Below are 22,430 nucleotides of genomic sequence, written 5' to 3' on the forward strand. Positions count from 1 at the left end.
GAAAGCGATCAGTCGGCCGACGGGGCCGGCCGTTTCTCGTCGGCGACGGTCGGCTCGTCCTCGAGACCAGTGTCGGTGGCGGTATCGGACAGTTCGACGATCTTCGTGACGAGTTCCGACTTTCGGTGCTCGACCTCAAGGTGGACGCGGAGGTCCGTCCGGTCGTCGTACGATTCTGTACAGAGGGGACAGCGTAGGTTGTCAGTCATTCGCCCGCTCACCGGTGTCTACTGTCGACGGTCTCCAAAGTAATAGTGTCGATCGTTCTACACGCGGATATTTCAACGGCGGCGGACAGTCCATCGATCGCGCAGTTACATGAAGTCGCTCAGTCCGGACTGGTCGTCGTCGGCCGGTTCGGGATCCGCCGCTGGCGAGTCGGTATCGGACTCGTCGTCTTCGTCCCCCGAATCGGCGACGACAGTCAGCGTCTCCTGATCGTTTCCGGCTTCGGGGGCGTCTATGTCGTTCTCCGTGATGGGGTCGGTATCGGTCGTCTCGTCGTCGCTCGAGTCTCCGGTATCGAAGAACGCGCTGCCGGAGTGTTCGACGGTCTCCTCGGCGAGCAGTTCCTCGGCGTCCTCGACGACCGACTGAACCTTGTTGGTGTCCTTCCCGCTGCCGGTGATAAACGACACCTCCGACTCGTCGAGGTCGTAGGTCGCGGCCATCCGAACGGTGAGGTCGCGGTTCGTGCAGTGGTGAGTCATCGCCGAGAGGAACGGGAGGATCTCCCGTCGTGCAGTGGCGACGCTCGTTCCCTCGCGCTCGGCGATGCGTTCCGCGATGGAATCTCGTGTGTTCCGGGTCCCTTTCGTTCGGCCGAGTTTTGACCAATAACTCGGCGGGCCGTAGCGGGTCCAGCCACCTTTGTCGCCGCGACGGGAGGCGGCGACGCCGGCGGTCATGTTGTCCGTCGCGTAGCGCCAGTAGGAGTAGTTCTGGGTGGCTCGAACGCGACCGAGCCACCGATCCGCGTTCGCGAGGTAGCCGTAGGCGTCGGCCAGCTCCGCCCCCTCGTAATCCTTCGGCATGTTGTCCTCGATCCAGTTCAGCATCTCGTCGGGGTTCTCGTCGACGTCGTAGGATGCCCGCAGTGCCTCCTCAGCCGTCGCCTCCTTGATGACCGTATCGAGGAAGTCGAAGATGCCCTCGGTGCGGTCGCGCTGGCTCGTGACGACGTCGTCGACAGTCAGCCGATCGGCTTCCTCGGCGACCGCCTGGAGGTCGTTGACGGCCGACCGCAGGTCGCCGCTCGTCGACTCGGCGATCTTTTCGAGGGCTTCCTCCTCGAACTCGACGTCCTCGCGCCGGCAGATGTCCCGGAGGACGGGCACGATGGAGCGCTTCGAGACGTCCCGAAACTCGATCGTCTCGCAGCTATTGCGCAGCGACTGGCTCATGTCGTAAAACTCGTTGGCCACGAGGATCACCGGCTGGTTGGCCTCCTTGACGACGCGGGTGACCTCGGCAGACCCTCCGTAGTCGGCGTTGCCGTGGAAGTTGTCCGCCTCGTCCATGATCACGAGTCGTCGACCGGCGCCGCCCGCCGTGAGCGTCCCGCTCTTGGATGCCTCGCCCGCAACTCGTTCGATGACGTCCGCCCCGCGGCTGTCGCTGGCGTTGAGTTCCATCACGGGCCAGCCCATATCGTTGGCCAGCGCGTGGGCCGCCGAGGTCTTCCCGATGCCCGGACTGCCGTGGACGATCACCGACTTCCGGTGGTCGTCCCACGTCTCCGCCCACTCCTCGAGACTGTCGCGGGCCTTATTGTTTCCGCGTACCTCCGACAGCGTGGTCGGGCGGTACTTCTCGGTCCAGTCGCTCATTGTGATGTGATTGGGGTGAGCCGCGTTTAGTGGTTGCGGAGCGTTACTCGTCGTCGACGGACTTCAGGTCAAGGCGGGACGTCACGTCCTCGTACGTGTCGTCACTCGAGACGATCGTCTTCCCGTCCGATTCGACGAGGTGGAGCGCGTCGAACGGCGTGAATCCGTGGTCTTCTACGTATGTCGCCGCCGTAACGACCGTCTCCACAGCACCGCGTACCTCGACCAGACTGGCGGCGTTCGAAACGACGCGTTCGGTATCACGTTCCTCGCGGTAGGCGACCATCAGGAGTTCGATAAGCGTGAACTGCGACGTCCACAACTCGTCGCGATGCTTTCGGTACACCGACTCGGCGGCATCTCCGAGCCAGTCGTCGTCCGTGATGAGCGCGAGCAGAAAGTCGGTTTCCGCGTACATTTATCGCCCGGCTTCGTCGAGGGCCGCCTCTCGTGCGTCTTCACGAAGTTCGTCGGCCGACTTATCGACGGCCGGCGACGGAAATGACTGCTCCGTCCGGTGAACGACACCCGCAAGCGAGAGGTGATGATGTCGGCGAAATACGTACACAAATACTGATATTTCTTCGTACGCGAACATTAGTGATTCTGCTATACATCGATCTGAACAGGTCAGATAACCATTGATGAAAATAATCAGATATGGCAGATTAGACATGGTTTGATGTGTGGGGACCACGATACGTCGGCTATGGAACGACGCACGTTTATTGCGACCACGGGAACCGGGATCGGAGTCGGGGTCGGGGTAGCTGGCTGTCTGGATGCAGGGAGCGCCGCTGACGAGGGGGACGAGACGACGGCGATCAACGATGGCGAGGAGCCCCAGGAATCGACGGTCCCCGCGACGTTCGAAGTGGCGTCGATGTCCACGAACTCCCCCGTCGGCGGCGGGGAGGTGCTCGTCGTCGATGCGACGATCGAGAACGTCGGCGACGAGGAGGGAACGACCGACGTCGATCTCGTCGTCGGCCACAGCCCCGTTATCGAAGATAGCGAAATCCTGACGCTCGGACCTGACGAGACTGCCGACCTTACGCTCGAGTTTCAGGCCGGCCAGCCGGCGGGCGACACCGAGGAGTTCCCCGTCTGCGTCGACACGGGAGCCCACGAGGCCTGCCAGACGGTCGTCGTCGGGGAGACGGAGAAGGGTAACGGCGAACCGGATCCCGGACAGGACGTCGCGTTCGAATCCTGCGAGCGAGCGACCGTGAGCGGGTCGTTCGAGGAGGGCGATATCGCCTACGCGAGTACGGGATTCTACACGGAGTCGGGCTTCGGCAACACGATCATCGAAGACGGGATCACCGTCGGCGAGGACGTCGCGCCGTTTACCGGAACGATCACCTTCGAAATCGCAGACGAGCAGGCCGTCTCCGAGGGGGTCGACGGCGTTACCGTCACCGTCCCCAACTACGGGGAGTACGGCACGGCGATCACCGGCCTGACGACCGATCCGGACGACTACGCTATCGCCGGCATCACCCACTCGAACCCGCACGCGCAGGAGTGTCTCGCGGAGTTCGAATCCGAGTGGGAAGACGAGACCGGCCAGAACGGAGAGCCGACGCCCGCGACCTTCGAAGTGGCGTCGATGTCCACGAACTCTCCCGTCGGTGGCGGGGAGTTGCTCCTTGTGAACGCGACGATCGAGAACGTCGGCGACGAGGAAGGAACGACCGACGTCGACCTCGTCGTCGGTCACGATCCCGCCATCGAGGACAGCCAGCTGCTGACGCTCGAGGCCGGCGAGACGGCCGACCTCGCACTCGAGTTTCAGGCCGGCTATCCGGCGGGCGACAGCGAGTCATTCCCCGTCTGCGTCGATACGGGCGCACACGAACGCTGCCGGACGGTGACGGTCGAGTGATTCGGGAGTGGCAGCGAGTACTCCGGCGCGCGGCCGATTCGCAGGCGCGGAGAGCGCAGGCGCTAACTGTCGTGGGGCCGAACGACTCGCATGAACGTCGCGATCGTCACGGTCGGTGACGAGTTGCTCGCCGGGACGACGACGAACACGAACGCCGCCTGGTTGGCGACCCAGATCACCGAGCGCGGGAGCACCGTCGAACGGATCCTGACGATTCCCGACGACCGAGCGCTCATCGCCGACTACGTCGCTCGCTGGGCCGACGCGTTCGACGCCGTCGTCGTCACCGGCGGGATCGGCGGGACACCGGACGACGTCACCGTCGAAGCCGTCGCGGACGGACTGGGCCGCGAACTCGTCGTCCGCGAGCGAATTAGGGATCAACTGCTCGAGAAGGCGGCCGCGTTTCGCGACGAGAACCCGGACCTGGTCGACGAGTACGACCTGAACCTCGATCTCGACGCCGCGGCGTCGATCCCCGAAGGTGCGACGCCGCTCGTCACCGACGCGGGGTGGGCACCGGGCTGTGTCGTCGAGAACGTCTACGTGCTCGCGGGTATCCCCGACGAAATGAAGGCCACGTTCGCCGAAGTCGCCGACGAGTTCCGGGGCAACGGCGTCGCTCGGACGATTTACACGCCCGCGCCCGAGGGATCGCTGCACGACGCGCTCGAGGGCGTGACCGACGAGTTCGACGTCACCGTCGGCAGCTATCCCCGCAGCGAGGATCGGCCCGGGCGACTGCGCGTGCGGGGAACGGACGAGCGCGCGGTCGAGGCGGCGATAGCGTGGCTCGAGGAACACGTCGAAACGACCGACTCACCGGCGTCGGAGACCGAGAACGAGGGCGGGGATCAACGGTACAGCGAGAGATAGAGCATGCCGAATCCGACGATAAAGGGGACCGTCTCGGCGACGTAAAACAGCGTCGGGGCCGACGAGAGTTGCGAGTTGATCGTCGTGAGTCCGACGCCCATACTGAGGAAGGCAAAGCCGATGAACGCCGATTCCAGCCGCTTCGATTTGGTTTGCGTGTACGACTGAAAGCTGATGAGCGTCAGTCCGAGCGAGAGCGCGAAGACGGCCATCTGCATCAACATGAGCACCGCGTCGACGATTTCGTTCATTCGTACTCACCGATCCGCGACTGGAGCGTGTGTCCGCTACGAGCGTGAATTGTGCCGTGCATCTGTACGGGCGTTATTTCACACCGAGTTCGTCCCAGAGCTTCGTGAACCGGTCCGGCAAGTTCTCTTCCCGGAAGATTCGGACGTCGTACTCGTCGTCTTCTAACGAGATGACGGTGCTGTTGAAGTTACACGTATACTCCTTGTAGTGGTTCCCGTCGTCAGCGACGAGGGTTCGATCCTCGATTAGTTCGTTCTCCTCGAGCAGTTCGAGGCGTCGATAGATCGTCGGCTGGGAGAGATCGAGGCGCTCGGCGAGTTCTTTCGCCGAGCCGGGTTCGCGGCTGATCGAGGCGAGGACGGTTCGAGCGTGCTCGTCCCCGATCGTATTCAGAATTTCCTCGATGGAGGACTCGTCATCCATATGCTATTGCGTTGGGGGACTCATAGCAAAAGGTTTTCCGAGTATCGAGAAGATTCAACGTCACTAACAGGTTCGGCCGAGAGCGACCGATACCGACCGCCGGAGAGGACGTCACGAACGGTTACCGCCGAAACGAACTCTGTGTTCGGTGTCGCCCCGTTTCCGCTGATAATTTTCTGACATACGGCCGATCGGCGGGGGCGTTTTCAGATCGCGAGAACACCTATTTATACCCCTTCTCTCGCTCCGAAGTCCGTGTCGGTGATATATCGTGGATGGATCTAATGGGCAGGTATGGCAACGACAGGTGGCGTATCAAACGGGATGACCGAACCGTGTGACGTCTGTGAAACCAATACCCTGCACGAGGTCAGCATCCAACTCGTGACAGAAAGCATGAACGAAGACAACGCGCAGTACTCCCGCGAACCCTACCGGGTCCGAGAGTGCACACGGTGTGGCAACCGCGACAGTCAGCGAATGAACAACGCGTAACCAGTTCGTATTCCCTTACTACTGGTTTTCTCGGCGTTTCGCGTCGTCTCGAGGAGACGAGACTCGATCGACGCGTAACTGGCGGCGACTCGTCTTCAGTAGGTACTTGAGTCGACCGTCCGACCGTCGTATATGAGCGGCCGTGGGCCAAAACGAGAACTCGCGGAGAAGATAGCCGGGGAGATCACGCTGAGCGACGACCCCGGCGCCACCCTCCGCAAGTGGCGGACCGATTTCGATATCTCGCAGACCGATCTAGCGTCGGAGCTGGACATCTCCTCGTCGGTTATCTCCGATTACGAGAGCGGCCGGCGCGAGAGTCCCGGCATCGGCGTCGTGCGCCGACTCGTCAGGGGACTACTGGCAATCGACGAACGACGGGGCGGCGACCGAATCCGACAGTACGGCCGCGTCCTGTCGGCCGGCTTCGACAGCGACGTCGTGTACGATCTCCAAGAGTACGCGACCTCGATCCCGCTCGCGCGACTCCACGACGATCTCGAGGCGACCGTAGTCTCCCCGGGCAACACCGACCACATCAGCGGCCACACGGTGATCGACAGCATCGAGGCGATCACCCGCCTCTCGAGCGAGGAGTTCTTCCGACTCTACGGCCAGAGCACGAACCGCGTGCTGGTGTTCACCAACGTCACCCGCGGCGAAGGCGTCGGCATCGCCCTGCGCGTGCTCAACCCGACGCCGAACGCCGTGATCCTCCACGGCCTCGAAGAGGACGAACTGTGGGACCACGCGGCTGAACTCGCCCGCATCGACGGCTATTCGCTCGCCGTGACGAACGTCGGCTTAGACGAGATGCTCGAGCGACTCGCCGGCCTCGAGTGACCCAAGATGCTCGACCAACTCGACCGGGCTGAACGACTGACAATCGCGTTGACGGCCGTCTTCGCGGTTACCTTGGGACTACCGTTGCAGACGGAGAGCGCGATCGTTTGGATCGTCTGGGGAGCCGCGATGGTGCTGCTGTCGGGGGCCGCGCTCGTGTTGGTGAATCGATCCGATTCGCCCGCGGACGAAACCGCCGACTGAGCCGACCGGTCAGCCGTGGCCGGCCAGGAGCCACAGGAGACCGATTCCCGTCCCCGTCAACGCGACCGCCGCGAGCGCACAACCGGCGATCGTTCGCCGAAACTGGTGATCGACGCTGCGTTCGCATCCGCTGGCGACGGCGAACTCGCCGAACGAGTCGCTGGCCGTGATCGTCGGGAGCGACGTCAGACGCGAGTCAGTTCTCGGCGTCGGTCCGGATTCGGTGTCACTCTCGCGGCCGTCCTCCGACTCTCCTCGTGCGGTCAGTTCCGCAGTGTCGATCGATTCGATGGACGAGTTGGGACGAGCGACGCCGATGACCGACAGTTCGTCACCCGGTTCGATTCTCCGTTCTCGGTAGCGCTCTCGACGCTCGGTCGGCTCGTACTCCGTCTCACGGACGAGATACCGGAGCAGCGATCCGGACGGGCGATCCCCGCCGGGGACGACCGTCGTCGTCTCGGTCTCGAGTCGAAGCGCAGCGTCCGTCGGGTCGACGGCGATCCGGCCGGTCTCATTCTCGAGGACGAACGTCGTTCGGACGTCGTCGACGGGAATCGTTTCCCGAAACGCCGACGAGAGCAAACCGGTCGAACCGCCGGTCTCGACGTCGTCGTCCGGCGTCGACTCGTCCTCGACGAGGTCTCGAGCGACGGTCAATTCGTAACAGACGGCGTCGCGACCCGAGAGCGGGGCTTCGTGCGAGTCCGTCGACGCTCGAACCGTTCCCGAAACCTGAACGCGGCCCGTCTCGACGGCGGCGGCGTCGACGACGGGCGTTCGTCGAACGGCGGCGTACGTCCGGAGGGTGGTCACCGCGCCGCCCGCGTAGTAGAATCCGGCCCAGACCGCGGCGAAACTCCCGACCAGCAGGACGATAGCGAGCCGTCGCTCACTTCGAGCGCCGCCAAGCGCGACCGGGTACGTGCCGCCGAGCGCGAACGGGAGCCAGGCGACGACCGTCGCGAGCAACGCGATCGACGCGTACTGGCGGATGCCGAGGTCGATGCGCCGACTCCAGGGGAGCCCGGAGCTTTCGCTGTAGGCTGCGAGACCAACGCCGACGAGCCAGACGTGGAGCAACAAGAGGAGCGCGAGGAGGTCCAGCCCCGTGATCGACGAGTACGCGGCGACGCCCGATGACGGGACCGACATAGTGTGTTACTGCGGACAGTTCTCTGTGAGTGAAAGTGCATCTTTCGGAATAACGGATCGGACCGGGGTTGTCGGTCGGAGCGCAGCGACGCTCAGGCGATCTGGTCTTCGTACTCCGCGGCGCTCAGCAGGGCCTCGAGTTCGTCGGTATCGTCGGCGTCGATCTCGAGCATCCAGCCCTCGCCGAAGGGATCCTCGTTGACGAGTTCGGGGGCGTCGAACAGGTCCTCGTTGACGGCCGTGACCTCTCCGCTGACCGGTGCGTAGAGGTCCGAGACGGCCTTGATGGATTCGATGACGCCGAACTCCGCTTCCTGCGTGAGTTCGTCGCCGGTCTCGGGGAGTTCGACGAAGACCACGTCGCCGAGTTCGTCCTGTGCGAAGTCGGAGATGCCGACTCGAACGGTGCCATTTTCCTCGAGTGCCCACTCGTGCGATTCCAGATAGCGTCTGTCGTCGTGAATTTCGAAACTCATAGTTATACGGTATCGATGAAGGGTGTCGTTTCAACTCTTGCCTTTTTGGACTGGCCGCGGACGACGACCTGTAAGGTCGTTCCTGGCTCCGCGTACTCGGTCGGCACGTAGCCGAGCCCGATCGCTTTCTCGAGCGACGGACTCATCGTCCCGCTCGTGACGGTGCCGACGACCCGGCCCTCGGTGTTCGTGATGTCGTAGCCGTGACGGGGGACGCCGCGGTCGATCAACTGGAAGCCGACGAGTCGCTCCTCGACGCCGTCCTCGTTGACCTGCTCGAGGGCGTCCCGACCCACGAACTCGGTGGCCAGATCGACCGTGAAGCCGATGCCGGCCTCGTAGGGGGTTCGCGGATTCGACTCGAGGTCGAAGTCCTGGCCGGCCAGCAAGAGCCCGGCCTCGATCCGCAGCGTGTCTCGAGCGCCGAGTCCGCAGGGCTGGCAGTCGAACAGCGACCAGATCTCCGTCGCTGCCGACCAGGGAACGATCAGCTCGAAGCCGTCCTCGCCGGTGTAGCCCGTCCGGGCGATCCAGCAGCGGACGTCGTCGATCGTCCCGTATCGGGCCTCGAACCGGGAGAGGTCGGTGACGGACTCCTCGGTGACGTCCGCGACGAGATCGGCCGCGTTCGGTCCCTGAACCGCGAACATGGCGTACTCGTCGGTTCGGTTGTCGACGGTCGCCTCGAGGTCCCACTCGTTTCGGTAGCCGATCCACCGTTCGTGGGTCGACTCGTCGGTCCCGGCGTTGGGGACGAAGAGGTAGGTCGGCTCGCCGACGGCTTCGTCGTCGTCCGGCAGCCGGTAGACGACGGTGTCGTCGATGATGTGTCCCTCCTCGTCGGTGATCGCAGCGTACTGGGAGTCACCGACTGCGAGCCGGCCGACGTCGTTCGAGGTGAGCCGTTGCATCAACTCGGTCGCGTCCGGTCCGGTGACGTGAATCTGACCCATGTGCGAGACGTCGAAGATGCCGACGTCATCGCGGACGGCCTCGTGTTCCGTCCGGATGGAATCGAACTCGACCGGCATATCCCAGCCGCCAAACTCCGTGAACTTCGCGCCTCGGTCGGCGTGAACCCCACGTAACGGCGGCGTCTGAAGCGGCATATGCGGGTCATCGCCCGCGGAGTAGTAATGTCTTTTCGTCGGCCGGCGGCAATGCGGGGGTTCCTGCAGGTCAACTAACTGTTTTGGACTCGTGCAAGTCAGTACAGGGCAAGGCGTTACCGGAGCAACGGTCTACTTCTACGATAGCTGCCAAAATCGGCGTGCTGAATACAGAGCGGAGATGCAGCACGACGATCCAATTTGTTTCACGTCGAAGGCAGTGACTATTTGACCACTACACGTTCGAACTAATCGGTATCCTTTTCAACATATTAGTTCGAAAATGGGATTATGATTGAACTCATTATTGGAGTCGCTGTCTTATTCGTGATTCTTTGGGCAGCGGTATACTCCGGGACGAAAGCAGCTCTCCGCTCGTTTTTTCGTCGAGATTACTACGATCTTGACGAAGGGATATCTGGACATGAAAGAGATGATTAAATATATCATCAATAAAATATTCATGTCCTCATCCTGAACGTACGATCTCTGTACTGAACGATCACTACCCTAGCAGATCGGCGCTCAATCTGTGCCACATTCGCGCTCTGTATTCAGCACGACTCGTCCGACATTATCTGTAACTAGGAGGATCCACAGGGGTTAGTTCGCCCAGCGAGTGAGCGACGCGCTGTTACGAGACCGAATCCGCTGAGCCGGTGTCGCTACGACCCAGTTATCGCCCTCGTTCGTCGATACGAAGCTCGTACTCGCCGCTGCCGCTATCGGCATCGACCCGTACCCTGATCTCTTCGTCGCCCGAAAGCTCGAGCGAGACTTCTTCTGACGCGCCCGATCCCGTCGACGACTCGTCGTGGATCCATTTGCTCGGCGGGAGCCCGTTGGTCGTCACGTAGAGGTCGAATTTGGCGTTCGAGGGTCCCTCGAGCGTGAACGTCGCCGAACACGGGTCGGCCGTCCGAAGCGAGTATCTGTACCGGTCGCTGTCACCCGTCCAACCGGCGTCGAGTTCGCCGTCGAAGCGTTCGCTCGCGGTTTCGTTGCCGCATTTGGGTTCCTCGTCGCCATCGTCTGGTTCGTCTTCGTCGGGGTCGTTGTCGTCAGGTTCGTCTTCGTCTGGGTCGTTGTCGTCGGGGTCGTTGTCGTCAGGTTCGTCTTCGTCAGGGTCGTTGTCGTCAGGTTCGTCTTTGTCGGGGTCGTCTCCGTCTGGGTCGTTGTCGTCGGGGTCGTTGTCGTCAGGTTCGTCTTCGTCAGGGTCGTTGTCGTCAGGTTCGTCTTCGTCAGGGTCGTTATCGTCGGGGTCACCACCAGTTTCGTCGATAACCTCCTCGGGGGCCAGTTCTTCCCTGTCGAGTTCGATCCACATCACGTCAGGCTTGTCGATATCGATCGACGTCACGGGGCCGGTGACGGTGAAGGCGTCGCCGTAGCCCCCGCCGGTAACCCCGCCGGCCCGAACCGTCTCCCCTTCCTCGTCGATGAAATCCACGCCGGTGTACGTGCCGCCCTCGATGTTCCTGCCGGAGGGACTGTCGTACGGCGCGTCGGCGAACTCGACGGTACCTTCGGCCGTGAACTCGTAGCCCGCGTTGCTGGCGTCGGGTTCGGTGATGAACGCGAGGAGACGTTCCTCGAGTTCACCGTCTTCGTCGTCCTGGTCGTCCTCGTCGTCGTCTTCCTCGTCGTCGCGTTCGTCGCCGTCGTACCCCTCCGGAACGGTAGTTACGGCCTCGCCGGCGTCGACGCGACCGTACCCCTGCGCGTTCGAGGAGAGACCGACGTCGACGGCCGTCGACTGCAGGTGCTCGCGCAACTCGCTACCCGACAGCCCCGGATAGGCCGACAGCACCAGTCCGGCGACGCCGGCGACGACCGGAGTCGCCATCGACGTGCCCGACATTCTGGTGTAGCTGTTCCAGGGAACCGCCGAAATAAGGCGGGTACCGGGCGCACCGAGATCGATCTGTGATCCTCGGTTGGAGAACGACGCGAGCGAGTTGCTGCTGGTGAGCGCTGAGACGGCGACGACGTCGTCGTAGGCCGCCGGATACGCGACGCCGTACGATCCCGAATTGCCGGCGGCCGCGACGACCAGCACGCCGTTGTTGACGGCGTACCGACAGGCCCGACGGAGCGTCCGATAGTTGCTCGAGGAGCCCAGCGAGAGGTTGACGATATCCGCGCCGGCGTCGACCGACCACTGGACCGCGTCGGCGATGTCGGAGAGCGAGCCCCGACCCTGCCGGTTGAGCGCTCGAGCGGAGAGCAACGAGCAGTTGCTGATCCCGGCGTGGCCGGTGCCGTTGTTCGTTCCGCCGCCGGCGATACCGCCGACGTGGGTGCCGTGTCGTTCGTCGCCGGCGATCGGGTACGGATCGCTGCCGCCACTGACGAACTCGCGACCGTGGTTCGAGACGCTATCGTCCATGTTCTCCTCGAGCACCGGGTGATCGTACTGGATCCCCTGATCGACGATGGAGATCGTGACGTCGTCGCTCCCGTAGGTCGTCTCCCACGCCGTCTCGCAGTTGACCTGCTGGGGTGCGTGCTGTGAACCGTAGTGGGGATCGTTGGGCGTGCTGAGTGCCTCGAGCGTCGCGTTCTCTTCCGCGTACTCGATCTGGTCGATGTTCGTGAACGTTTCGATGAGTGACTCGCGAGTCGACTCCGACACTTCCTCCGGGAGGGAGATGACCGCGTAGTGGATCGTCTCGTTCGTGTGCTCAACCCGCGCGTCGCCGGGAATATGCGGTCCGACTTCGCGCTCGATATCCGACACCGACGGCGAAACACCGATGAGAATCTCGTCTGGTTTCGGGCCCGGGTCGCGACCGCCGTCACGGTCATCAGCGCTGACGAGTCCGGTCGAAGCGAGCAGCCCACCAACCGAAACCGAACCGGCGCCGGTCAGAACCGTCCGCCGGTTGTATCCGCTTGTATCGTCATCCCCTGGGGGTTCGTTCTGTTGCATGGAACGAAAGTCATCAAAACCTGAACTTAGTAAAATCTTATCGAACTCAGATGCGTTTATTTCTAGAAATATGCGCCACACACACTCAGGATTAAAATACAATAGCGCATAAAGAAGGAATATTTGAATTACCGTCCTTAGGTACTCGCGAAATGATGAACAAACACGTCGCGGGTTTCCCCGCCGTGCGTCGATTACGAGAGCGACTCGAGCCGAGTTGATGCCCGCTAACCGACGTTATCGATCCCGCCTCAGTCGGTGCCTTTCGGTAGATCTATCTCGGGCGCGCGGAAAGCCGGGTGCATGTTCGACCGCGTTCGCGCCCGTCTTGCCCGCCTCGCAGGACCCGACCCCGAACTCGAGACCGAGCCGACGGTGGGCCTGCTCGTCGACGGGCCGAACGTCCTGCGCGACGAGTTCGACGTCGACCTGAACGACCTTCGCGACGTCGCCCGCGATCTCGGTCACGTCGGCGTTATTCGCCTCTATCTCGACGAACACGCCACGCCGGGACTCATTCAGGCAGCCGAGGCCCGCGGCTTCGAGGTGATCATCACCAGCGGTGACGTCGACGTCAAACTCGCCGTCGACGCGACCGCGTTGTGCAGCGAGGGAACCATCGACCGGCTAGCGATCGCTTCCCGCGATACGGACTTCAAACCTGCCCTCGAGTACGCGGGGACCGTCGGCGTCGAAACGATCGCCGTCGCGCCCGGGTCACACGGTCGCTCGGACGCGCTGCAGAACGCGGCTGACCAGGCGATTACGCTCGGCAGCTGACAACCGATTCGCTCGAGGCGCACGTCCGATCTTCGATGCACAACGAGAGAATCGATATTGAGCCTGGCGAGCAGGGCCGCATCTTCGAGGTGTTCGACCGCCTGCACAGCCGCGACGAGTACCGCGGAATCGGACTCGCGCTCTGCCAGCGGATCGTCGAGCGCTCGACGTTTTCGGTGGTACTCTCGGCGGTAGACTCCGAGACGTGGTCGCGGGTGTCGGTCGCCTCGGCTCGATCCGAAGTCGGAGATTTTTCCCGCGCGGGTCGCCCACCGTCGGCTATGATCGACGACGAGACGCCGGTGCTGGATAACCACCTCCACCTCGATCCGGACAATCACCGCGGCATCGACGCCGTCCGGGACTTCGCTCACATGGGTGGCACGCACCTGCTCGTGGTGAACAAGCCCTCCTGGCACCTCAGCGTCGAGGCCGAGACCGGCGAGGACTTTCGGGACGTCTTCGAGCGCACGATTGATATCGTCGCCGAGGCTGACGACGAACTCGAGGGGCGAGCCTGGCCCGTGCTGGGCGTCCATCCCGGCTTGGTCTCGCGACTGGTCGACGACCGCAGCTTTAGCCCCGAGGACGCACGCGACTTGATGCAAGCCGGAATCGACGTCGCGGCCGAGTACGTCGAGGCCGGCGACGCGCTGGCGCTGAAGTCCGGCCGTCCGCACTACGACGTCGAGGACGCCGTCTGGGAGGCTTCGAACGCGGTGATGCGGCGGGCGTTCGAGCGCGCCGCCGATCTCGAGTGTGCCGTCCAGCTTCACACCGAAGCCAGCGAGGATCTGAGCGAAGTGGCGGAGTGGGCCGAGGAGGCGGGGCTCCCGCGACACAACGTCGTCAAACACTACGCGGGCGGCCGGCTCGAGGGACCGATCCCGAGCGTGATGTGTGAAAAGGACGCCCTCGAGACGGCGGCCGAACGGGGCGAGCCGTTCCTGATGGAGACAGACTACATCGACGATCCGGACCGGCCCGGGGCCGTTCTGGGGCCCAAGACCGTTCCGCGACGAGTGCGGTGGCTGCTCGAGAACGGCCACGCGGACGCGGTTCGAAACGCACACGTCGAGACGCCGGAACGTGTGTACGGAATCGACACGGAAGGAACACTCTAACCGACATAGGCCGTCCGTACGGCTTCGTTCGGTTCGGCGTACAGTAGAGAAAGGCATTTCAAGCGGCCGGTGTAGGTGTCTGTATGAGCAATCCCCCAACCGAGTTCTACTCGGAGGAACGCTGGCAGAACTGGATCGGCCGCATCAAAGACGAAGAGATCGATCCGGAAGACGAAGACTCGGCGCGACTCCTGCTCAACCTGCAGGACGACACGGCGATCGCGATCGCGAAGATCGTCGCCGCCTACGACGACGGGGACCTCGAACAGGAGGAAGCGCTCGAGGAGATCAACAAGGTCCGCGAAATCGTCCTCAGCGAGGTCGATATCGAAGACGAGGAGAAACTGATCCTCGTCGACGGCGTCCAGACGAGTCTCGTCTGCGTCTTCTTCGCCGCCGAGGAGTACATCGCCGGCGGCCCGCCGGAAGAGGGCAGCGTGGGCGACTATCTCGGCGCTGCGGCCGACGCCGAGGCCGAGGAGGAACTCGACGCCGCACTCGGCTACGCCGCACAGGCCGGGACTCTCATCATCGACGGCGAAGAACTGGATATGGGCGTCGCGGAGGACCTCGAATACGGACTCGTCACGGAGTGGATCAACGGACTCGACAGCCTTCAGAGCGCGATGAGTGATCCGGAAGTCGTCGAAGAAGACGAGTAGCGACGTCAGCCCCGTCGTTCGAGCGGGCGATGCGGCCCGCCCGAACCGAGGCATTCCGAACTGGGGATTCGATCCGATCGCCGTTCGGCGAACGTGATTCTTCGAGTCGTTCGTCACTCCCAGCGACTGATACGCCGTGGTTCTGGATCGAGCGGGTGGGAGCAACTCGAGTATCTCTCGGCACGTTTCAGATTGGGGTAGTATCAATATTGGCCGCATATTGTCGCCGGCGATAGTTCCACCCCCACCGCTGGACTGGCCGTATTGTGACCGAGCCACACGGAGATAGCGGCTGCTTCTACCGACGGCGTGTGGCCCCATCGTAGTGGCAGTACAGGGGCTTTCGGCCCCGAATCTCGACGACTGTCCCACCATCCATCCACTCGAGACACGGACGTGATCACCCCCGCCAGTGGCTCGTCGCAGATCCCGTCAGACGTTTCCGGTCCCCCAAAGGGTTTAAATGTGGTAATTATATCTCATTACACGATATGACGTCAAACTTCCCCGACTACGTCGACGTCGACTACGAGGATGGTGAGGGCGAAGATCCCGAGGACTACCCACACGTTCAGGATCGAATCGAGAAGGCCATCGAGGTCACCCGAAAAGGCCTCGAGGAGTACGAGAACCCGGCCGTGATGTGGACCGGTGGCAAGGATTCGACGCTCACGCTGTACTTCATCAAGGAGGTGGCCGAGCGCTTCGACCTCGAAGTCCCGCCCGCGGTCTTCATCGACCACTACCAGCACTTCGACGAGATCCACGACTTCGTCGACCACTGGGCTGACGAGTGGGATCTCGAAGTCATCTACGCGCGCAACGAGGATATCGGCGAAATAGTCGAGGAACAGGGCCTCGAGCCCGGCGACGAGATCGAAATCAGCGACCTCTCCGACCACAACCAGCACCACGTTCGGGAGATTCTCGAGTACGAGGAAGACGAGTTCCCGTTCCTGCTCGACACCTACGTCGGGAATCACCTGCTGAAGACCGTCGCGCTCAACGACGCGCTCGAGGAGTACGACATCGACGGCGTCATCTCCGGCGTCCGCTGGGACGAACAGGAGGCCCGCGCCGACGAGACGTTCTTCTCGCCGCGTCACGATCCCGATATCTACCCGCCTCACGACCGCATCCAGCCCATCCTGCAGTTCGACGAGGCCGCGGTGTGGGAGGCGTTCTGGAGCTTCGTGGTTCCGGACACCGTCGAGAACTTCCCGGACGACGGCTACGTCCCGCAAAGCAACGACGACCTCCCCGAGGGTGTCGAACAGGAGGATATTCCGGTCTCGCCGAAGTACTTCGCCGGCTTCCGCTCGCTGGGTAGCGAGATCTCGACGGAGAAGAGCGAAGAGGAGCCTGCCTGGCTGCAGGACCTCGAGGGAACGACCGAGCGCGCGGGCCGCGCCCAGGACAAGGAGGACCTGATGGAGCGCCTGCGCGACCTCGGCTACATGTGATCACGGTCGAGGGCCGCTAACCGACGCACTTCGATTTTCTTCCGTTTGCGCTCCGTTTCGGATCGACTCAGGCCTTGCAGTCGCGCGCTACTCGAACCGAAACCCGATGGCACTCAGTTCGTCGCGCGGTACTCGCCGAATTTGGTCCCGATCCCGAGCATGATCGCGCCGAAGACGAACATCGACGGCGCAACCATCATGAGAATGGTGTCCGTCGGCATCATGTCCGAAGCGATCATGCCGCCGACCCCGATAGCGATCAGGCCGATGAACGCGACTGCTGTCGTGACTTCGTTGAACTCCATACGAACCAGTTGGGAATCGGCCACCTAATGATATTGGGAATCGGCAGCCCGTTGTGACCGGTTGGAAAAATCGAGGCAATGACCAACGCTACTGCGAGGGTCGAACCAGATTCGCCAGCGCGACGACGAGTCCGAGGAACCAGCCCAGCGGAATCGAGATGCCGAGCCACATCGCCGCGTAGGCAGCCCCCTCGAGTTGGTAGTTACCGCGCAGGTACTCGTTCAGCCCGCCGACGAAGAGGACGTTGTCGAGCGCCCACGCCGCGAACTCGTAGCTGGGGTCGAGAATGTAGGGATGGAGCGACGGCGTCACGAGCGCGGCGACGACCGGTGGCAGAAACAGCGCCGTCATCGCGAACGGGTACGCGAGAACGACCGTCACGGCGCGTCCGCCGACTTTCGAAAAGGTCGCGGCGAGCGCGGTCGAGAGCGTCGCGACGCCGCTTGCGGCGGCGACTGCGAGGACCGCGTCGAGCGGGATGTCGGCCTGATCCATGTACGACATCGCCCCCCAGACGAGCGTCAGTAGTCCCCAGCCGAGTAGCGCGATGCCGGTGACGCCGACGATGCCGAGTCGGGTGCGCGTCGAGTCGAGTTTCGCCGCGTAGAAGCGGGTTGCGAGGCCGATAACGGTGAGTGGGTAGAGGAGCAGTAAGCCGAACAAGCCGAGAATGCTCCACGCGTGATAGCCGACCTTCTGGGGGAGCGTCTCGGGTTTCCACTTCCCCATGACGGAGTGGCCGCGGCCGCGTTGCCGTGGAAAGACGAGTTCCATCCAGGCACCGTGTAACCGCTGTACGTCGGTCTTGATCGCACCGACGACCCCACCACCGCCACGTTGTCGTGAGCGGGTGGACATACGCGTGCCAAAAAGCCGGGCTACCGTAAACTTTCCTGCTTATTCCCGATCGATGACTGATCAATAATAGGGTAGTTCTCCCGCCGCGCGCCCTCGGCTACCGGCCAGCGGCCGTCAGTTCCACGGTGCGAAGCCGGGATCGACCTCACGATTCGTCTCGTCGATACTGTCGATTTGCTCGATATCTTCGCGGTCCAACTCGAGCGAGAGCGACGCCCAGTTGTCGCGGAGGTGTTCCTCGCCCGTAGCTTTTGGAATCGCTATCACGCCCTTCTCGCGCAGCCACGCCAGACTGACCTGCGCCTCGCTGACGCCGTGTTTCTCCGCGACGTCCTGGATCTCGGGCTGATCAAACACCGCCCCCCGAGCGATGGGCGAGTAGGCGACGACCTCGACGCCGGCGTTCTCGCAGGCATCCCGAAGCTCCGGCTGCGGGAGCATCGGATGCAGTTCGACCTGGTTCGCCAGAATCGGCGCGTCGCAGCTATCGACGGCGTCGGCGACTTGCTCGGGCAGGAAGTTACTGATGCCGACGTTCTCGATCAGCCCCTCGTCGTATAGCTGCGAGAACGCCGCGAGCGTCTCCTCGCCCTCGTACGCTCGAGCCGGCCAGTGGACGTACAGCAGGTCGACGTAATCGACGCCGAGTCGGTCGATGCTCTCGCGGGCCGTCTCGAGGACGTCGTCGGGTGCGAGGTTCGACGACCAGATCTTGGTCGCGAGGAAGACCTCCTCGCGGTCGACGTCAGCCCGTGCGATCCCGTCGCCGACAGCCGCTTCGTTGTCGTAGATCTGTGCGGTGTCGATGTGGCGGTACCCCATCTCGAGCGCCGTTCGGACGCTCTCGGTGCACTGTTCCGGATCGTCGTTCTGCCAGGTTCCGAGTCCGAGCATCGGCATCCCGTTCGCGGTTGGACACGTTCCCGGCGCGACGGTGTCGGCGTTTTCTGTTCCCATGTACGAGACGAGGGCCAGGACGCGAAAATGGGTTTGGATTGCGGTGAGCGGTTCGGGTTCCGACGCGGCAGCGTTTGCCGTCCCGTTGGACCGCGACGAACCGCCGCTGCGGACGGGGCTTCGCAGCGCTCAAGGCGATCCGGGCTGTGGATGGAACCAGTGGTTCAGCTGCTCGAAACCGTCCTGTTCGCCGATCCGTTCGTCGCGATGAACGCGATCGGGCTCGTCGCGTTCGCGCTCGTCGGTGCGAGCAAGGCGATCCGCGAGTCATTCGACCTGTTCGGAATCGCCGTCGTCGGGCTCGCCACGGCGTTCGCCGGCGGCGTCACCCGGGACCTCCTGGTCAACCGCGTGCCGCTCGCGCTCAGCGACCCGAACGAAATCGCGCTCGGCTTGCTCGGTGTCGGGCTAGCGATCGGCCTGTCGATCGCGCTCGAGTCGCCGGACGATCACCCGATCACGCTCGTCTCGGACGCCGTCGGCCTCGCGGCCTTCGCGACGGCCGGCGCCATCGTGGCGACCGAAGCCGGGGTCTCGAGCTTCGGCGTCGTCGCCATCGCGACGATCAACGCGGCCGGCGGCGGCGCGATCGCAGACGTCCTGCTGGATCGAACGCCGTTCATCCTCTTCGAAGATTTCTACGCGAGCTGTGCCGTGCTGGGCGGCACCACCTACTGGCTCGTCGTCGCCGTCGGCGCCTCCGGAAGCGCCGCCGCAGCCACGTGCGCAGCCGTCACGGTCGGAACGCGGCTCGCGGCGGTCACCTACGGCTGGACGCTCCCGACGGCACAGACCCTCCGCCCGGCGCGCGAGAAGTTCGGCAGGGATCGGTGAACGGCCGGAACGCCGGGCTACTCACCAGTCGTACAGCGGTTCCCAGGGACGCTCGCGCTCGAGTGCGGCGCTCGCCGCGAGCACCCGATCGTCCTCGAATCGGGAGCCGACCAGCTGTAGCCCGACGGGGTGGCCCTCCCCCGTCAGCCCCGCCGGCGCGGCGCCGACCGGATGGCCCGTCCAGTTGAACGGCCAGGTCAGCGGCCAGTCCCACGCGCCCGACTCGAGGTCCTCCTCCAGCCCGACATCGGCCCGCGAGAGCGTCGGCGTCACGATGAGGTCGTAGTCGGCCAGCGCGTCCTGGACGGCGTCGAAAAAGCCCGTGCGAACGACGCCTGAGCGGGCGAGTTCCTCCGGACCGAACGCCTCGCCGATGTGGATCATCGCGAGCAGGCTGTCGGTGACCTCCTCGGGATGGTCGCGAAAGTCGATCCCGTGGGCCTCCTCGACGATGGTCGCGGTCTCGAGGATCGAGGTCATGTACGTCGCCATCGTCGCCCCCTGTAGCTCGGCCATCGAGTAGCCGTGATCGATCGAAACTTCGTCGACGGTTGCGCCCGCCGACTCGAGCGCGCCGACGGCCTCCTCGACGACGGCACCCACCTCCGCTTCGACCGGGAACACGTCGAGATCCGGACTGTACGCGATCCGGTAATCCTCGATCGGCTTCTCGACGGCACTTCGGTAGTCGATATCGACGGGAACGCTGGAGGGGTCCGCCGAGTGCGGGCCGGCCATCGCCTCGAGCATCACCGCGGCGTCCTCGACGGTCCGGGCCATCGGTCCCTTGGTGACGTGCTGGGTCGTCCGGCCGAAGGCGTTCGGCCGGCCGTCGTCGGGAACCAGTCCGAACGTCGGCTTGATCGCGTAGATGCCACACGCCGCGGCCGGAATCCGCAGCGAACCGCCCGCGTCGCTGCCCGTCGCGAGCGGGGCCATTCCGGCAGCGAGCGCCGCCGCGGAGCCGCCCGAGGAGCCGCCGGCGTTGAGATCGGTGTCGATCGGCGACGCCGTTGCCCCCACGAGTTCGTTGGTCGTCGTCCCCTTGTGCCCGAACTCCGGCGTGTTCGTCTTGCCGATTACGATCGCGCCCGCGTCCTCGAGTCGTTGGACGATCGCCGACGTCTCCTCGGCGATATTGTCCGAAAAGAGCGCCGAGCCGTAGGTGTGGCGAACGCCTTCTTTGAGCGCGCCGAGATCCTTCAGCGCCAGCGGGACGCCGTGGAGCGGGCCGACGTCCTCGTCGGCCTCGAGCGCGCGATCGGCTTCTTCCGCGGTTGTTCGGGCCTCCTCCGCACAGACCGTGACGAACGCGTTGATCTCGTCGTCCAGTCGATCGATTCGCTCGAGATGGGCCTCGACGGCCTCCCTCGCGGTCACGTCGCCGTTGCGAATTCGGGTCGCCAGTTCGGTCGCGGAGAGCGATGTGAGTTCCGACTCGAGTGACATACCGTTAGCAGCGATGCGCGGTGTGATATAAGTTAACTCGAGCTCCGACGTCGGCGGGGGGTTCGTCTACCGCGAGCAACCGATCAGATGACGAGGAAGTACCACGCCGTGCCGACGGCACCGCCGCCGACGATGAGATACGCGGCGTGGACGCCGCGCACGAACAGGCCGACGGTGACGATGGCCAGCAAGACGGTGAAGAGATCGACGAAGGATTCGATCGCGAGCGTGACGGTCGCGCCGAGAATCGCGCCGACGACCGCCGCGTTGACGCCCGTGAGTGCGGTCTGCACGATGTCGTTCTCGCGGACCCTCGCGAAGTAGGGGAAAAAGCCCATAATAAACGCAAAGGAGGGGCCGAACGCGCCGACCGTGGCGACGAAAGCTCCCAGGACGCCCACCCAGAGCAGCCCGCCGGAAACGTCGAGCATGAGTTTGTAGCCGACGAAGGCGGTCGTCATCACCACCGGGCCGGGCGAGAGCTGTCCGATCGCGATGCCGTCGACGAACTCCCGGCCGGTCACCCAGCCGAACTCGCGGACGACGTACAGTTCGATGAACGGGATCAACACGAGTCCGCCGCCGTAGATGAACGACCCGGTGTACACCATGAAGGCGAACAGCTGTACCCACGGGTTCGACCACAGCGCGAGCAAGAGCCCCCACGCCGGACTCGCTTCGATCGTCCGACGCACGGCGGGACCGAGCAGATCCAGGAGCCGATCGCGGAGGACGAACAGCGCGCCGAGGATCGCGATGCCGACCGACCACAGGGTAACGCGACGGGCGTTCTCGCGAACCCACGACGAGCGATAGATCGCGACGGCAACGAGACCCGCGAGGACGAACTGCAGGACGGGATTTGAACCGAGCACCGCGGTGACGACGACCGCGGCGGCGAGCAGCCCCACGAGAAGGTAGTCGATCGACCACGTCTCCGTCCCGACGGCGAACTCGGCGTGCGTTCGTCCCTCGGCGAGCGCGCTCTGAGCCATCGACCAGGCGGCGCCGACGATCAGCCCGATGACGACGGGGTTGATGCCGTAGAACATGGCCTCGACCGCCGGCAGTTCCTGATACGCGAAGTAGAGCCAGGAGAAGAAGACGACGATGACGAACGTCGGCAGCATGAAGAAAACCCCCGCCACGAGCGCCCCGAGCTTGCCGGCGTAGATCCAGCCCATGAAGATGCCTAGTTGCGTCGAGGCGGGACCGGGAAGCATGTTACAGATGGCGAGCCCCTCCATGAAGATCGAGTCGTCCGTCCACCCCTTGCCGTCCTCGCCGACGAGGTCGTCTTCCATCATCGCGATGTGGACGAGCGGCCCGCCGAAGCCGACGATGCCGATAAACAGAAAGTAGCGCGCGATTTCGACCAACTTCTCGGGCGACGCCTCACCCTGATACGTCTGACCGGCGTCACCCGTCGACGTTTCGGTCACGATCGACCCACCCTGTGGCGATGACGGGACCGCGGAGGGTCACTCAAGGGGATCGAACGCGTCAGTTCGGACG

The 22,430-nt window shown here is 63.7% G+C and carries 24 protein-coding genes; 10 read left to right on the forward strand and 14 right to left on the reverse strand.

Annotated elements, in window-relative coordinates; genetic code table 11:
* Window positions 1-8: 8 nt before the first annotated feature.
* From ACSFC5_RS08805 to ACSFC5_RS08815, 3 genes are all read right to left on the reverse strand, one after another.
* Window positions 9-209 (reverse strand): hypothetical protein, encoded by a 201-nt coding sequence (locus ACSFC5_RS08805; protein WP_440764839.1) that lies wholly within the window; start codon window positions 207-209, stop codon window positions 9-11.
* Window positions 210-314: 105 nt separating this feature from the next.
* Complete coding sequence (locus tag ACSFC5_RS08810; RefSeq protein WP_440764840.1) at window positions 315-1,829, reverse strand: replication factor C large subunit; 1,515 nt, start codon at window positions 1,827-1,829, stop codon at window positions 315-317.
* 43 nt (window positions 1,830-1,872) lie between these two features.
* Window positions 1,873-2,247 (reverse strand): PIN domain-containing protein, encoded by a 375-nt coding sequence (locus ACSFC5_RS08815; RefSeq protein ID WP_440764841.1) that lies wholly within the window; start codon window positions 2,245-2,247, stop codon window positions 1,873-1,875.
* Between the two features lie 291 nt (window positions 2,248-2,538).
* Here ACSFC5_RS08815 and ACSFC5_RS08820 point away from each other — a divergent pair, with 291 nt between their 5' ends.
* Both ACSFC5_RS08820 and ACSFC5_RS08825 read left to right on the forward strand, forming a co-directional pair.
* Window positions 2,539-3,717, forward strand: a complete 1,179-nt coding sequence (locus ACSFC5_RS08820) for a prolipoprotein diacylglyceryl transferase (protein WP_440764842.1) — start codon at window positions 2,539-2,541, stop codon at window positions 3,715-3,717.
* A 90-nt stretch (window positions 3,718-3,807) separates the two neighbouring features.
* On the forward strand, window positions 3,808-4,593 hold the full coding sequence (locus tag ACSFC5_RS08825) for a competence/damage-inducible protein A (RefSeq protein WP_440764843.1): 786 nt from the start codon (window positions 3,808-3,810) through the stop codon (window positions 4,591-4,593).
* Here ACSFC5_RS08825 and ACSFC5_RS08830 read toward each other — a convergent pair.
* Window positions 4,572-4,844, reverse strand: a complete 273-nt coding sequence (locus ACSFC5_RS08830) for a DUF7521 family protein (RefSeq protein ID WP_440764844.1) — start codon at window positions 4,842-4,844, stop codon at window positions 4,572-4,574. The two genes, ACSFC5_RS08825 and ACSFC5_RS08830, sit on opposite strands and share 22 nt — an antisense overlap.
* A gap of 73 nt (window positions 4,845-4,917) precedes the next feature.
* Window positions 4,918-5,268, reverse strand: a complete 351-nt coding sequence (locus ACSFC5_RS08835) for an ArsR/SmtB family transcription factor (RefSeq protein WP_440764845.1) — start codon at window positions 5,266-5,268, stop codon at window positions 4,918-4,920.
* Between the two features lie 294 nt (window positions 5,269-5,562).
* Between ACSFC5_RS08835 and ACSFC5_RS08840 the strand changes: the two genes are divergently transcribed.
* The 3 genes from ACSFC5_RS08840 to ACSFC5_RS08850 all read left to right on the forward strand — a co-directional run bounded on the left by ACSFC5_RS08840 (window position 5,563) and on the right by ACSFC5_RS08850 (window position 6,810).
* Window positions 5,563-5,763 carry a DUF7835 family putative zinc beta-ribbon protein gene (locus ACSFC5_RS08840; protein WP_436343880.1) on the forward strand — a complete coding sequence of 67 codons (201 nt, stop codon included), beginning with the start codon at window positions 5,563-5,565 and terminating at the stop codon, window positions 5,761-5,763.
* Between the two features lie 132 nt (window positions 5,764-5,895).
* Window positions 5,896-6,606 carry a helix-turn-helix domain-containing protein gene (locus ACSFC5_RS08845; protein WP_440764846.1) on the forward strand — a complete coding sequence of 237 codons (711 nt, stop codon included), beginning with the start codon at window positions 5,896-5,898 and terminating at the stop codon, window positions 6,604-6,606.
* A 6-nt stretch (window positions 6,607-6,612) separates the two neighbouring features.
* On the forward strand, window positions 6,613-6,810 hold the full coding sequence (locus tag ACSFC5_RS08850; protein WP_440764847.1) for a hypothetical protein: 198 nt from the start codon (window positions 6,613-6,615) through the stop codon (window positions 6,808-6,810).
* Between the two features lie 9 nt (window positions 6,811-6,819).
* On the opposite strand, the gene ACSFC5_RS08855 is transcribed toward ACSFC5_RS08850, so the two are convergent.
* The 4 genes from ACSFC5_RS08855 to ACSFC5_RS08870 all read right to left on the reverse strand — a co-directional run bounded on the left by ACSFC5_RS08855 (window position 6,820) and on the right by ACSFC5_RS08870 (window position 12,482).
* Window positions 6,820-7,965, reverse strand: coding sequence for a GIDE domain-containing protein (locus ACSFC5_RS08855; RefSeq protein ID WP_440764848.1), 1,146 nt, complete (start codon window positions 7,963-7,965; stop codon window positions 6,820-6,822).
* 92 nt (window positions 7,966-8,057) lie between these two features.
* Window positions 8,058-8,441 carry a glycine cleavage system protein GcvH gene (gene gcvH, locus ACSFC5_RS08860; protein WP_440764849.1) on the reverse strand — a complete coding sequence of 128 codons (384 nt, stop codon included), beginning with the start codon at window positions 8,439-8,441 and terminating at the stop codon, window positions 8,058-8,060.
* 2 nt (window positions 8,442-8,443) lie between these two features.
* Window positions 8,444-9,550 (reverse strand): glycine cleavage system aminomethyltransferase GcvT, encoded by a 1,107-nt coding sequence (gene gcvT / locus ACSFC5_RS08865; RefSeq protein WP_440764850.1) that lies wholly within the window; start codon window positions 9,548-9,550, stop codon window positions 8,444-8,446.
* A 676-nt stretch (window positions 9,551-10,226) separates the two neighbouring features.
* Window positions 10,227-12,482, reverse strand: a complete 2,256-nt coding sequence (locus tag ACSFC5_RS08870) for a S8 family peptidase (protein ID WP_440764851.1) — start codon at window positions 12,480-12,482, stop codon at window positions 10,227-10,229.
* A 303-nt stretch (window positions 12,483-12,785) separates the two neighbouring features.
* On the opposite strand from ACSFC5_RS08870, the gene ACSFC5_RS08875 reads away from it, so the two are divergent.
* From ACSFC5_RS08875 to ACSFC5_RS08890, 4 genes are all read left to right on the forward strand, one after another.
* On the forward strand, window positions 12,786-13,262 hold the full coding sequence (locus ACSFC5_RS08875) for an NYN domain-containing protein (protein WP_440764852.1): 477 nt from the start codon (window positions 12,786-12,788) through the stop codon (window positions 13,260-13,262).
* Window positions 13,263-13,543: 281 nt separating this feature from the next.
* The gene (locus ACSFC5_RS08880) at window positions 13,544-14,386 is read left to right on the forward strand and encodes a TatD family hydrolase (RefSeq protein WP_440765036.1); all 843 of its coding nucleotides are present in this window, start codon (window positions 13,544-13,546) and stop codon (window positions 14,384-14,386) included.
* 83 nt (window positions 14,387-14,469) lie between these two features.
* Window positions 14,470-15,048 (forward strand): DUF2150 family protein, encoded by a 579-nt coding sequence (locus tag ACSFC5_RS08885; RefSeq protein ID WP_440764853.1) that lies wholly within the window; start codon window positions 14,470-14,472, stop codon window positions 15,046-15,048.
* Between the two features lie 491 nt (window positions 15,049-15,539).
* Complete coding sequence (locus ACSFC5_RS08890; RefSeq protein WP_440764854.1) at window positions 15,540-16,511, forward strand: phosphoadenosine phosphosulfate reductase family protein; 972 nt, start codon at window positions 15,540-15,542, stop codon at window positions 16,509-16,511.
* Window positions 16,512-16,624: 113 nt separating this feature from the next.
* Here ACSFC5_RS08890 and ACSFC5_RS08895 read toward each other — a convergent pair whose 3' ends face one another.
* The 3 genes from ACSFC5_RS08895 to ACSFC5_RS08905 all read right to left on the reverse strand — a co-directional run bounded on the left by ACSFC5_RS08895 (window position 16,625) and on the right by ACSFC5_RS08905 (window position 18,632).
* Entirely contained in the window at window positions 16,625-16,816 is a 192-nt protein-coding gene (locus ACSFC5_RS08895) for a DUF7333 family protein (RefSeq protein ID WP_440764855.1), read from the reverse strand.
* 88 nt (window positions 16,817-16,904) lie between these two features.
* Complete coding sequence (locus ACSFC5_RS08900; RefSeq protein WP_440764856.1) at window positions 16,905-17,675, reverse strand: hypothetical protein; 771 nt, start codon at window positions 17,673-17,675, stop codon at window positions 16,905-16,907.
* 114 nt (window positions 17,676-17,789) lie between these two features.
* Window positions 17,790-18,632 carry an aldo/keto reductase gene (locus tag ACSFC5_RS08905; protein ID WP_440764857.1) on the reverse strand — a complete coding sequence of 281 codons (843 nt, stop codon included), beginning with the start codon at window positions 18,630-18,632 and terminating at the stop codon, window positions 17,790-17,792.
* Window positions 18,633-18,782: 150 nt separating this feature from the next.
* On the opposite strand from ACSFC5_RS08905, the gene ACSFC5_RS08910 reads away from it, so the two are divergent.
* A complete protein-coding gene (locus ACSFC5_RS08910) occupies window positions 18,783-19,466 on the forward strand; it encodes a trimeric intracellular cation channel family protein (RefSeq protein ID WP_440764858.1) in 684 nt (227 codons plus the stop codon).
* A gap of 21 nt (window positions 19,467-19,487) precedes the next feature.
* On the opposite strand, the gene ACSFC5_RS08915 is transcribed toward ACSFC5_RS08910, so the two are convergent.
* Window positions 19,488-20,915: an amidase gene (locus ACSFC5_RS08915; protein ID WP_440764859.1), complete on the reverse strand. Its 1,428-nt coding sequence runs from the start codon at window positions 20,913-20,915 to the stop codon at window positions 19,488-19,490.
* A gap of 83 nt (window positions 20,916-20,998) precedes the next feature.
* Window positions 20,999-22,357: a chromate efflux transporter gene (gene chrA / locus ACSFC5_RS08920; protein WP_440764860.1), complete on the reverse strand. Its 1,359-nt coding sequence runs from the start codon at window positions 22,355-22,357 to the stop codon at window positions 20,999-21,001.
* Between the last annotated feature and the right edge of the window lie 73 nt (window positions 22,358-22,430).

The organism is Natronorubrum marinum (assembly GCF_052040125.1).
GTDB lineage: Archaea > Halobacteriota > Halobacteria > Halobacteriales > Natrialbaceae > Natronorubrum.